An 11,836-nucleotide genomic window follows, 5' to 3' on the forward strand; every position below is an offset into this window, starting at 1 on the left:
TCTGGTTGTTGGGTGATTACCCGTCGAATTGGCGGCTACGAAACTTGCGCCTCAGGCGCGGGTGACCCGGCGAAGCATGAGCGCTTGGAGAGGGCAGAGGTCCACGGCGTCCTGCGCCGCATCAGACAATCGCTCCGGCACGTGGACGTCCCGGCCTCCCCTGCCCACGGGGTAGCCCCAGTCGTCGCGCACGAGGAGTTCCGGCAGGAGCTCTGTGCAGAGGCCGCGGCCGTCACAGCGGGCGAAGTCGATGTGCAGTTCGAGTTGCCTGCGGCTCACTACGCCCACCCCCGATGCGCTGTGCACATCCCGGAGAGATGCGCCTGGACCTCGTCCCTGAACACCGCAAGCGTGCTGTGCACGAACTTCGCGCTGCCGTCTGGGTGCCGGCAGGCGCCCCGGCCGGTCACCAGCCCGGCGAGCCGCTCGGCCTCGGAGGCGAGCCACGGGGTCCGCTCCCCTGCTGCGATCCGTTCGATCACGCTCGCCATGGCGGGCAGGCCGAACATGCAGGGCCCGCACTGGCGCGCCGAGCTCTCGGCCAAATACCTCACGATTCCTGCCGAAGACTCCAGGCCGCAGCGCCCGCGCGCGAGCCCCATGAGCACGCCGGCACCCGGAGTCGCACCATACCGCGCGAGCCCGCGACCGGTCAGCGGCAGATCGAAAGCCTCAGCAGGAACCCATGCACCGTGGAAACCGCCCACGAGCACTGCCGCAAGGGAACTCGGTTCGGCGTGTCCGAGGCGAAGGACGTCGCGAACGGTCGCTCCGCCCGGCGCCTCGACGACCCATTCCGTGGGAACGTCTCCGGAGAGGCTGTAGAGCCTCGTCCCGGGATCCTCCGCCGTGCCGGCGCTGCGGAACCAGCTCGCGCCGAATCGGGCCACGAGTGCAAGGTGGGCGAGCGTCTCGACGTTGTGGAGCAGGGTCGGGCGCCCCTCGTAGCCGGACGTTCCAAGCCGCAGTGCCTTGTCGCGCGGCAGGGCGACGCCCGTCTCGAGAGCATTGACGACGGCGGACGCCTCACCTGAGATGAAGGCCTCGGGGGCCTCGACGAGCTTGACCTTGGGCCGGTCGCGCCGCTCTGCAAGGGCTTGCGCGACGCTCGCGAGGGAGTCTCTGGTCGCGTACAGGAAGAGTGTCGAGGCGCCGACCGCCTCGCCCACCGTGACGAGCCCGTCGAGGACGAGGTGCGGCGCCTCGCGCAGGAGGGTCGCATCCTTGCGGCTGGCGGGCTCGCCTTCGGCACCGTTCGCAATCACGACGGCGCGGCCCGAGCCCGTCGCGGCCAGCTTGCGCCAGGCGGGGAATCCGGCGCCCCCGCGGCCGGTCAGGCCAGAGGCGTCGAGCTCGGCCAGGAGCTCCTTGCGCGTCCAGCCGGACGGGCGCCTGCCGTAGGCCGCCTCATGTGCGGCCAGGTCCGGCCGACCGGCGGCGAAGAGGCCACCGGTGCCCAGCTGACGCGGGTCGAGCGTCATCGCGGTCATCTCTCCTCCTCAGATCCGTCCGAGCCGGGCCCGGGAAGTCTCAACGAAATTCGCGCTCAGGCGCCACACGATCGAACACGCCACGATGGCCGCGCAGCCCCACGCATAGGCTTGGAACCACAGATCCACGGCGTTCGTGCCCGAGCCGAGCGCGTGGGCGAAGGCGAAGGGCCACATCGCGTAGGCGGCCCAGTGGATCACCCGAAACGTGCGCTGGCCGATTCGCTGGCGCAGGAGGCCCGTGACGACCAGTGCGACCACGAGATCGAAGGCCACCGTGCCGAGGCCGACCCAGAACGGGTTCCAACCGGCCGTGAACGGCACGATCGCGTTCGGCAACGAGAGCTTCGCGTGCGGATCGAGCATGAGCGTGCTCACGTGCAGGACGAGGAACACGAGTGCGAGGAGGGACGTGCTCCGGTGCACGAGTGCCACCGAGAAGCGCGGAAGTCCCGGAAGCGGCCTGCCGGAACGGCTCACGATCCCGAGCACGAGCACGAGCGTGAACAGCCCGAGCGAGACGATCCCGCTTGCGCGGCCGAAGGCCCAGAAGACTTCGTTCAATCAGTCACGACCCCGAAGAATGGCCGAACGCGCCGCCACCCTGCGAGGACTGGAGCCCCTGCTGGTACGGCTGATACTGCTGATTCTGCTGCGCGTCCCCGGAATTCGAATTCGAGGAATCCCCGCCCTGCTGATACTGACTTCCGCTCGAATCCGAGGAGGTGTTGCTCGTCGTCGACGGCGTGCTGGCCGGCGCGTAAACCGCAGCCGCGATTGCTGCTGCACCGAGAACGCTCGTCGCTCCCAGGGAGAAGGTCGCCTGACGCGCGCGCCGGCGGCCCGTTTCACGAATGCTGCCGCTCATGGTCTCCTCCTCTTCGTTCTGGTCCTCAAACTGTTCTTCGAGCATGGATCCCCGACTTGTGCCATTGCTGAAAGCGGGCTGTGGACTTTCACAGTCCCGTGGCAGCGGCCTCGGATAGGTCCGCTGTTCCTGCCAGGACAATGGTGATCCTCGGGTCTACGGCGGCGCTAAGAATCCCCTGCAGAAGAGGGGGTCCGAGAGGGCCTGCCAATGACGGCAGCGAATCGCCTAACGTCGGTCACATGAAAGTCGTCGTCATTGGTGGCAGTGGACATATCGGCTCCTTCCTCGTCCCCCGGCTGGTCCGTGCCGGGCACGAGGTGACCAATATCAGCCGCGGAACTCACAAGGCTTATGTCGATGCACCCGAATGGCAGCAGGTGCACCAGGTTGTTGCGGACCGACAGCAAGAAGACCGGGAGGGCACTTTCGGCGAGCGGGTAGCGGGGCTGGGGGCCGACGTCGTCGTCGATCTTGTCTGCTTCGCCCTCGAATCGGCGACCTCGCTCGTCGAGCGGCTTCGGGGTCAGGTGGGGCACCTCGTGCACTGCGGGTCGATCTGGCGCTATGGCCCGAGCCGCAAGCTGCCGATCTCTGAGGGCAGCGACGCGGCGGGTGCGACGTTCGGCGAGTACGGCGTGCAGAAGGACGCGATCGCGCGGATGCTGAAGGACGAGACTGCCTCGGGCGGTCTCGTGACCACGTCCCTGCACCCCGGCCACATTGTCGGCCCCGGCTGGCACCCGATCGGCCCGCTCGGGAACCTCGACCCTGCCGTCTGGTACGCCCTCTCAGCCGGCCAGCCGCTGCAGGTCCCCGGAAGCGGAGCCGAAATGATGCACCACGTCCACGCCGACGACCTCGCCCAGGCGTTCGAGCTGGCCGTCGAGCACCGTGAGGCGGCAGCTGGAGAGGACTTCAACATCGTCGCTCCGACCGCGCTCAGCGTCCGCGGCTACGCCGACATCGCCGCCGGCTGGTTCGGGCAGACCGCGAAGCTGGAAACGGTGACGTGGGAGGACTTCCGCGAATCGACGACCCCGGAATTCGGCGAGTCGACATGGGGGCACCTGTACCGCAGCCAGTGCTTCAGCATCGAAAAGGCCAAGTCCCGGTTGGGGTACGCGCCGCGGTACGAGCCGGAAGAGGCCGTGCTCGAGTCCGTCCGTTGGCTCATCGACAGGGGCGAGCTGCGTGTCGCCGGCCCGCTGGAGCCCGCCGCGGCCTAACCGGCGGGGCCTGGCCCGGGGCCTAACGGGCGCGGCTTGGCCGACGGGTCCTGGCCCCGGGCGCCCTGGCCGGCTGGCTGCTGCCGACGCCCGGCCTTGGCCGACGGGTCCTGGCCCCAGGCGCCCTGGCCGGTTGGCTGCTGCCGACGCCCCACGCGGCCGAGTCGGCGAGCCCTGCCCGACTGGCTGCTTCCCGACGCCCCATGCGGCCGAGTCGGCGAACCCTGCCCGACTGGCTGCTGCCGACGCCTGGCCTTGGCCGCCCCGAGGTGCACAGCCGTCCTCGACTCGCACGACCGTCCCATAGGGGCATAACCGTCTTCGAGAGGCATAACCGTTGCTTCTGCGGGACGGTTATGCCGCCGAGGGACGGCCATGCCCGAGAGGGACGGCCATGCCCGAGAGGGACTGCCATGCCCGAGAGGGACTGCCATGCCCGAGAGGGACTGCCAAGCAGGCGTCGGTCTGGCCGCTGGGCCGAGGACTGGCTTGCATACCGACTGGCCTCAGCCGCATCTCCCTCCCGGTTACTCGTACGAGACGCAAGGGCGCCCTCGCGATCACGCCCCACCCGCACATGACCGTCCCGTACCGGCACAGCCGTCTCTGGGAGACATAACCGTTGCTTCTGCGGGACGGTTATGCCGCCGAGGGACGGTCGTGCCCTTCGGGGACGTGGCTTGCATACCGACTGGCCTCGGCCGCATCTCCTTCCCGGTTTCGCGTTCGAGATGCAGAAGCGCCCTCGCATACGCCCCGCCTGCACACGACCGTCCCCTAAGCCTTGATCCACCGATCGGGTGTTGGGTCCGGCGGTCCTGTGCGGGCGGTGGATGATGGATGTTTCGGGCAGGGGTGGGGGCGCGGCCTCGCTGCCGGCGGTGTTCCACTTCTGGTGCTGTTCGGGGCCTCGCGGGGCCAGGCTGCGTCTTCCTAGGGCATGGACGGCGGGGCGTGGGCGGCGGTGAAGAGCTGTTCCCATGCGTTCTGCCAGGGCCAGTTCGCCGGCAGCCGCAGCCGGATCTTCCGGGCGCTGGCGGCGATCCGGGCCGGGAGGTTCACGAGCTTGCGGCGGATGGTCCCGGTCCTGGCTTTCGCGAAGGGGCCGGCGGCCAGGGTCCCGGCCGCGCGGGCGAGGTTGAAGGCCATCACCGCCGCGACGAGCCAGGCCGAGTTCGCCGCGAACTTCCCCGAGGGCAGGTGCGCCAGGGCGCTGTCCTTCAGGTCGGCGTGGACCTGCTCGATGACCGCATGGGCACGGTGCGTGGCATCGGCCGCGACAGTGCCCAGGTCCTGGGCGGGGACGGTGGTGAAGAAGGCGTGGTGCCGGTGCGTGTCGAACAGGGTCCCCTGCCCGTCGGGGGCCTTGGGGTTCAGGTCCGGGATGCGGCGCACGACGAGCCGCCCGGTGACCTGTTCGGCCTTCTTCCGCGAAGCGAAGGCGGTGAAGGGGACCTCGGCGACCTCCGCCCGGGAGATCCAGGTCCCGGCGGCCTGGTCGAAGACCGCATCGGTGTACTCGATCGCCGTCCAGGCCTCCGATGGGATGGCGGCGATGGCACGCTTAACTGCCGGGTCCAGGCGCACCGTGACCGAGACCTCGGCCCCTGCCGCGAGGGCGGCGGCGACGGTGGGGTGCCCGTAGAACGCCGAGTCGGCCCGGACCAGCGCCCTCCCCGGCGTCCCGGCGCGGCGCAGGGCGGAGAGGGCGTCGGCGACCAGCCGGGACGCCCCGCGCGGGGACGCCGCAGCGCCCTTGCGCAGCCGCTGGGCCAGGATCACCGGCGCGCTCTGGGCCGTGGTGGCGGTGGCCAGCAGGGCGTTGAGCCCGCGGACCCCGGAGTACCCGAAGCCAGCGCCCTGCTTGGCGTGGCCGTGGACCTCGATGATCGTGTCGTCGACGTCCACGAACACGAACTCCCCGACGGCCGGGGCGTCCAGCAGCGGGGCCCGCGCGGCGAGGTTCGCCAGGAAGCGGGCGGCGACCGCGTCGAGCTGGCGGACGTGGCCGAAGGCGAACGCGCGCAGGAAGGAGCCCAGGGTCGAGGGCGCGTAGCAGGCCTTGAAGAGCCTGCCCATCCCGCCGTGGCGCAGCAGGGCCATGTCATCGATCGAGTCCGCCCCGGCGACCATCCCGGCCACCAGCGAGGCGATCTTCAGGCCCGCGTTCGCGCCCTTGTCCGTCGGCACGCTCAGATGCGCGTCGGTCAGGGCCCGGAGCCCTGCGGCCTCGGCCAGGCGCATCACCGGCAGCAGGCCTGCCGCGGAGACGAGGTTCGGCTCGTCGAAGGACACCGCCACCGCGGCCTGACTGTGGGAAACTTGCACCTACGAGATGCCCTCTCATCCTCAGGGAACTGGTTCTGTCGCAAGTCCAATTCTCCCCGGGATGGCGGGCATCTTGCCCTTAATTACGCCACGCCGCCACGAACCCCATCGGTGGATCAAGGCTAAGGGCACAGCCGTCCCTGGAAGGCATAACCGTTGCTTCTGCGGGACGGTTATGGCGCCGAGGGACGGCCATGCCCGAGAGGGACGGTTATGCGGAGCGGTCGGGCGATTCTGCGGGACGGTCGTGCCGATTTTGTGGGAGGGTTATGCCGTTAAGAGATGGTCGTGCCCTCGAGGGACGGTCGTGCCCTGGAGGACGGCCTCGTCGTGACGTGACGGCTCGCAGCGTGACGGCTCGTAGCTAGAGGAACGGCGGGATGTCGAACGATTGCCGGACCTGGCCGTTGTCCAAGCGCTGCTCGTGGAACGGCACTGGGATGACGGCACGCCAGAATCCGGTCGCGGCGTCATTGCCGGGCACCTGCGAGACCAGCCACTTGCCCGGGAACCGCGAAAAGAGCGAGCGCGCCGCCTTGGTACCAATTCCCTGCCCCCGATACTTCCGAAGGACAAAGAACTCTGCCATCTCCGTGGCCCTGCCCGATCGTACGAGCGCGAACCCTGCGGGATGGCCCTCGACCAGGAACAAGAAGGGATGACGCTCGGATTCCGTCCAATAGGCATCGAGCCAGCGGTATCCGTAGAACCCATTCTCATTGACGTCACTCTGGTCGAGTTCGGAGAAATCGTACCGGTACAGCTCCAAGAGCTGGCGGAGTAGCGGCCGATGCTCCGGCTCCGCAGGAATGACCTCCAACTCTATCCGACCACCCTACCGAGAGCCGCGACACCCCGGATTCCTGCACTGGCGAATGCCTCTTGCTGCGATGCATCTTGCGGCGTAATTTCAAATCAATCCAGATCAATCTGGGCCGCCCCCAAAGGGGGTAACGATGCGCCGCTCTCCGCTCGTTGGCTGCAGTCTTCGCTCTCGTCGGCGTCGCCCCGGCCGCGCCGAGCGCAACGTCGGGTCCGACGACGGCTGCCCCGCCGCCGTCGTCCGCTCCCCCGGCCTTCAGCCTCGCTGCCAACACAACGGACTGCGCCTCGAACGTCCTTTCGGGAATGAGTCTCGCCCAGCAGGTGGGGCAGCTGTTCATGATGGGCGTGACCAGCACCGGGCCGACGAGCGCGCAGCTCAGCGAGATCAGCTCGAACCATCTAGGCGGCGTCGTCCTCACGGGTGACAGCGCGGCCGGAGTAGCCGGCACACTCCAGATCACGAATGAACTGCAGGCCCAGGCCACGAGCACGGCAGGCGTGGCTCTATCGGTGGCCGTCGATCAGGAAGGCGGCTACGTCCAAGTGCTCAGCGGCCCGGGATTCTCCAGCATCCCGACCGCGCTCGCCCAAGGAACCATGGACCCGACAGCCCTGCGGCAGGCGGCGGACCAGTGGGGGCGTGAGCTGCTCAGCGCGGGCATCACGCTCAATCTGGCTCCGGTCCTGGATACCGTGCCAGCCAGTCTCGGCGGTGGCAACATACCCATCGGCTACTACCAGCGCGAGTACGGGTACACGCCGGACGTCGTCACCTCGCACGGCACGGCGTTCGCGAGCGGGATGGCGGACGCCAAGGTGCAGACCACCGGGAAGCACTTCCCTGGCCTTGGGCGAGTAACGGCGAACACTGACACCACGTTCGGCGTGACCGACACGGTCACCACCCGGCATGACGCCTACCTGCAGCCGTTCGCGACCGCGATCAGTCAGGGGATTCCGGCGATCATGGTTTCGCTCGCTCAGTACAACGCCATCGACGGCCTGCGCGCCGCGTTCTCCCCTACCGTGATGCAGGGGATGCTCCGCAGCGATCTGGGGTTCGGCGGCGAGATCATCTCGGACAGCATGGCCGCCGTCGCCGTATCCGATCTCACCCCCGCCAACCGGGCGCTGGACTTCCTGACTGCCGGCGGCACGATCGTGCTCGACACCAATCCCGCTGATATTCCAGCGATGGTGAACGCAGTCATCGCCCAGGCCCAGCAGAACTCGAGCTTCTTGGCTCAGGTGCAGGCCGCGGCTGGAATTGTCCTCGAGCAGAAGTACCGCGCCGGGCTCGTCGCGTGCCCGGCTGCTTACGACCCCATCGTCCAGCACTACCAGCAGCTCGGTGGGAGCAGCTCCTTCCTCGGCCAGCCGAGCGGGTCGGAGTACCGCATCGCCGGGGGCCGGGCCCAGAACTACGCGGGCGGCACGATCTATTGGTCGTACACAACTGGCGCGTTCGAGGTGAACGGTGGAATTCTCAGTCACTACCGGGCGCTCGGCGGGCCAGCGGGCTTCCTCGGATTCCCCCTGACCGATGAGAGCGGCGCGCCGGGCGGGCGCTACAACAACTTCACCGGCGGCGTGATCTACTGGAGCCCGGCGAGCGGAGCACATGAGGTGCACGGCGGAATCCTGGGCCACTATCGGGCTCTCGGCGGCCCCGGGAGCTTCCTCGGATACCCCGTCACGGATGAGACGGGCACGCCGGATGGGATCGGCCGCTACAACATCTTCACCGGTGGCTCGATCTACTGGACAGCCGGCACCGGGGCCCACGAGGTGCACGGCGCGATCAGGGCGAAGTGGGCATCCCTGGGGTACGAGCGGAGCACCCTCGGATACCCCGTGAGCGACGAATACGGAGTGCCCGGCGGCCGTCGTAACGACTTCCAGCACGGTTCGATCATCTGGAATCAGGCGACGGGCACGACTCAGGTGATCTGACTCCGGACGCGTCCGGAGGGACTGCGCAGCAGAAAAGGCCGGAAGGAAGTGTGCCCGGGACCCCTGCACGATTATACCCCTAGGGGTATAATCGTCCTCATGCGAAGCCGCCCCCGCGGCACGCCGGGAAGGAGTCCACGATGGAGGGCACAGCCCCCCGTTCGGCTGAAGGCCGCCGGCTCGCCAACAGGCTCAAGCGCGCCCGCGGCCAGTTGGGTGCCCTGATCACTGCTGTCGAGGACGGCGCCGACTGCCGGGCGGTGATCATCCAGCTCGCAGCAGTGCGTAAGGCCTTGGACAAGGCGGGGTTCGAGCTCGTCTCCACGACGATGCGGCACCGCATCGCAGCGACCGCAGAGGCGCGAAGCGAGGCAGCGGACGGCACCGAACCCGAGGAGGGCACCATGACGATGGATGAGCTGCGGCGCCTGTTCCTCACCCTTGCGTGATCCAGGTCCGACGAGGGGATTGTGGAAACACATACCCCCGAGGGTATTCTCGAATCTCAGAACATCAGCCCACGGCAGCTTCCCGGAGGAACACTTTGGACGTCATCGTCATCGAAACCCCGCAGCTCGGAGACCGCAGCTATCTCGTGCATGATGGCCGCGTCGGTCTCGTGATCGATGCCCAGCGCGACATCGACCGCGTGGAGGCCGTCGCTGTCGAAGCAGGCATCACCGTGACCCATGTAGCCGAGACCCATATGCACAACGACTACCTGACCGGCGGCCTCATCTACGCGCAGAAGTACCATGCTGCGTACCTCGTGAACGCCGAGGACAAGGTGCCGTTCGAGCGCACCCCCATCGCAGATGGAGAGACCGTCACGGTCGGCGAGCTTGCAGTCAAGGCAATCGCGACTCCCGGCCACACTCACAACCACCTCTCCTTCGTCGTCGAGCACGGTGACGAGCAGGCCGTCTTCTCCGGCGGCAGCGTCCTGTACGGCTCGGTCGGCCGCACCGATCTCCTCGGGGACGAGCACACGATCGGCCTCACGCACGATCAGTACGCCTCCGCCCGGCGCCTGGCCGAAGAAGCTGGCGCAGCAGCCGCCCTCTACCCGACCCACGGCTTCGGCTCCTTCTGCTCGTCCGGGCCGGCGACCGGCGCAGCTGGCTCGACTCTGGGCGACCAGTTCACCGCAAACCACGTCTACACGGATCAGGACGAGGCACACTTCGTGTCCGAACTCATCGCCAACCTCACCGCGTACCCGAGCTACTACGTCCACATGGGACCGGGCAACGAGGCGGGGCCGGGTGAAGCGGACCTGACCGTTCCCGAGTCGCTCGATCCGGAGGAGCTGCGGGCTCGCCTCGACGCGGGAGAGTGGGTCGTCGACCTGCGCAACCGGGTGGCCTACGCGTCCGAGCACCTCAAGGGCAGCGTGAGCTTCGAGTACAGAAACGGCAACAGCTTCACCACCTACCTCGGCTGGCTCTTCCCCTACGGAAAGAAGCTCACGCTCGTCGGCTCCCGTGACGACGTCGAGAACGCTATCCGCGATCTTTCCCGGATCGGGATCGAATCTCCGGACGCCTCGCTGGGACAGGATCCTGCCCAGATCGCCCCGGAGGCACCGGTCTCCTCCTACCCCCGCGTGGGGTGGGAGGGCATGCTCGAGAACCGGCCAGCCGGAGAGGCAATCCTCGATGTCCGCCGGGCCGACGAGTACAAGGCGTCGCGGATCGAAGGCGCTGTGAACATCCCCCTCCACGAGCTCCTCAGCAGGCTCGACGAGCTTCCGAGCGGGCGCCTCTGGGTGCACTGTGGCTCCGGGTATCGCTCGGGAATCGCCGCGAGCCTGCTCGACCGGGCGGGGTACGACGTCGTCCAAGTCGACGGCGCGTTCGAGCGCGCCGCTGGCGCCGGGCTCCCCATCGAGGCCTGAGCCCCTATAGACCGGTCGCCGGTCCCGGCTCCCTCGGGACCGGCGGCCTTTCACTGGCCGGCCGCAGTTTTCCCCCGAACTGCGGCCGGCCGCCCCTTCCGATCCTGCCCGGCCGATCCTGCCGCACCTGATCCTGCCGCACCTGATCCTGCCGCGGCGAAGGGCACCCGCACCCGTGAAGAGAGGAACAGCGTGCCATCCCCGAGCCGATCCCAAAACGGCGAGCGCCGAGCCCTCACGGGCATGGTCCTCACCGTCCTGGTCCTTCACCTAGCTGGATGGGGAATCTTCGGAGCTCTCGTGCTGCCCGCGGCGGTCGCCGAGGGTGGGGACGCTCCGACACTCCTCGGGCTCGCAGTGAGCGCTTACGCCTTGGGCATCCGGCACGCGTTCGACGCCGACCACATCGCAGCGATCGAGAACGCCACCCGGCGTCTCATCGCAGTGAATCGACGGCCGATCTCGCTCGGGTTCTGGTTCGCGCTCGGCCATTCGACCGTCGTCGTCGGTGCGGTGGGACTCGTCTTGGCGGGGTTCAGCGCGTTCTCGATGAGCCTTGCGAACGAAGGCTCGCTCCTGCGCCAGTCCGCCTCCCTGTGGGGTTCGGGCGATCTCGGGCCTCTTCCTGCTCCTCGCGGGGGCGTGGAACCTCCCGTCGCTGAAAGGGATGGGGTCATGGCTGCGGAGGGCTCGCGGTGGCTCGATGGACGCGGGCGAATTGGAGCGCCATCTCAACTCCCGCGGATTCCTCCTACGGGCCTTTGGCCCTCTCGCCCGCCTGGTCGACGCTCCATGGAAGATGTACCCGGCCGGCTACCGCAAAGCGACCTACAACTTCGCCGTCACGGCATGGGGCTCGTCGCCGCGCTCGGGGTCTTCGGCCTCTACGCCCTCACAACCCGAACTACGCCAGGGAGAGGAACATCTTCTCGAGTTGCTTCCGGTCCACTTCGTCGTTTCCCGCTCGGAAGCACTCCTCGAGTCCAGAGGAGATAATCGCGAAGCCCGCGCGGTCCACCGCTTTGGACACGGCGGCGAGCTGCATGACCACGGCGCTGCAGTCCTTGCCCTCCTCGATCATCCTGACCACGCCCGCAAGCTGCCCCTGCGCGCGCCGCAGACGGTTCAGCACGGGCGTCATGTCCTCAGGCTTCAGCTCGACCACGACAACTCCTCATTAGGTTCACCGCCCTTCCGGGCGACATTCGATTCTACCCCTGGGGGTATCAACCGCCACCAGAGAAAG

General features: G+C 68.1%; 11 protein-coding genes and 2 pseudogenes. 6 read left to right on the forward strand and 7 right to left on the reverse strand.

Annotated features, from left to right (window positions below; translation table 11 throughout):
* Window positions 1-51 precede the first annotated feature (51 nt).
* From L0M17_RS18010 to L0M17_RS18025, 4 genes are read right to left on the reverse strand one after another with little or no spacing between them, the layout of a single operon-like run.
* Entirely contained in the window at window positions 52-279 is a 228-nt protein-coding gene (locus tag L0M17_RS18010; protein WP_241055773.1) for a ferredoxin, read from the reverse strand.
* Window positions 279-1,490 (reverse strand): NADH-ubiquinone oxidoreductase-F iron-sulfur binding region domain-containing protein, encoded by a 1,212-nt coding sequence (locus tag L0M17_RS18015; protein ID WP_241055774.1) that lies wholly within the window; start codon window positions 1,488-1,490, stop codon window positions 279-281. The genes L0M17_RS18010 and L0M17_RS18015 overlap by 1 nt, the downstream gene beginning before the upstream one ends.
* 9 nt (window positions 1,491-1,499) lie before the next feature.
* Entirely contained in the window at window positions 1,500-2,054 is a 555-nt protein-coding gene (locus L0M17_RS18020) for a ferric reductase-like transmembrane domain-containing protein (RefSeq protein WP_241055775.1), read from the reverse strand.
* A 4-nt stretch (window positions 2,055-2,058) separates the two neighbouring features.
* The gene (locus L0M17_RS18025; protein ID WP_241055776.1) at window positions 2,059-2,358 is read right to left on the reverse strand and encodes a hypothetical protein; all 300 of its coding nucleotides are present in this window, start codon (window positions 2,356-2,358) and stop codon (window positions 2,059-2,061) included.
* A gap of 242 nt (window positions 2,359-2,600) precedes the next feature.
* Between L0M17_RS18025 and L0M17_RS18030 the strand changes: the two genes are divergently transcribed.
* Complete coding sequence (locus tag L0M17_RS18030; RefSeq protein WP_241055777.1) at window positions 2,601-3,587, forward strand: NAD-dependent epimerase/dehydratase family protein; 987 nt, start codon at window positions 2,601-2,603, stop codon at window positions 3,585-3,587.
* A 933-nt stretch (window positions 3,588-4,520) separates the two neighbouring features.
* Here the strand turns inward: L0M17_RS18030 and L0M17_RS18035 are convergent.
* Window positions 4,521-5,915, reverse strand: coding sequence for an IS1380 family transposase (locus L0M17_RS18035; protein ID WP_229230975.1), 1,395 nt, complete (start codon window positions 5,913-5,915; stop codon window positions 4,521-4,523).
* A gap of 364 nt (window positions 5,916-6,279) precedes the next feature.
* A complete protein-coding gene (locus L0M17_RS18040; RefSeq protein ID WP_241055778.1) occupies window positions 6,280-6,735 on the reverse strand; it encodes a GNAT family N-acetyltransferase in 456 nt (151 codons plus the stop codon).
* 155 nt (window positions 6,736-6,890) lie between these two features.
* Between L0M17_RS18040 and L0M17_RS18045 the strand changes: the two genes are divergently transcribed.
* The 5 genes and pseudogenes from L0M17_RS18045 to L0M17_RS23005 form a co-directional block, all read left to right on the forward strand.
* Window positions 6,891-8,693 (forward strand): glycoside hydrolase family 3 N-terminal domain-containing protein, encoded by a 1,803-nt coding sequence (locus L0M17_RS18045; protein WP_241055779.1) that lies wholly within the window; start codon window positions 6,891-6,893, stop codon window positions 8,691-8,693.
* A gap of 140 nt (window positions 8,694-8,833) precedes the next feature.
* Entirely contained in the window at window positions 8,834-9,142 is a 309-nt protein-coding gene (locus L0M17_RS18050) for a metal-sensitive transcriptional regulator (RefSeq protein ID WP_241055780.1), read from the forward strand.
* Between the two features lie 95 nt (window positions 9,143-9,237).
* The gene (locus tag L0M17_RS18055) at window positions 9,238-10,590 is read left to right on the forward strand and encodes an MBL fold metallo-hydrolase (RefSeq protein WP_241055781.1); all 1,353 of its coding nucleotides are present in this window, start codon (window positions 9,238-9,240) and stop codon (window positions 10,588-10,590) included.
* A 243-nt stretch (window positions 10,591-10,833) separates the two neighbouring features.
* Window positions 10,834-11,127 (forward strand): annotated as a pseudogene (locus L0M17_RS23000) (HoxN/HupN/NixA family nickel/cobalt transporter); the annotation flags it as partial.
* Window positions 11,128-11,146: 19 nt separating this feature from the next.
* Window positions 11,147-11,392 (forward strand): annotated as a pseudogene (locus tag L0M17_RS23005) (HoxN/HupN/NixA family nickel/cobalt transporter); the annotation flags it as partial.
* A 102-nt stretch (window positions 11,393-11,494) separates the two neighbouring features.
* Here L0M17_RS23005 and L0M17_RS18060 read toward each other — a convergent pair.
* Window positions 11,495-11,731 (reverse strand): metal-sensitive transcriptional regulator, encoded by a 237-nt coding sequence (locus L0M17_RS18060; RefSeq protein ID WP_241056498.1) that lies wholly within the window; start codon window positions 11,729-11,731, stop codon window positions 11,495-11,497.
* Window positions 11,732-11,836: the final 105 nt, after the last annotated feature.

Origin of the sequence: Sinomonas terrae (assembly GCF_022539255.1) — a bacterium.
In the GTDB taxonomy this organism is placed as follows: Bacteria; Actinomycetota; Actinomycetes; order Actinomycetales; family Micrococcaceae; genus Sinomonas; species Sinomonas terrae.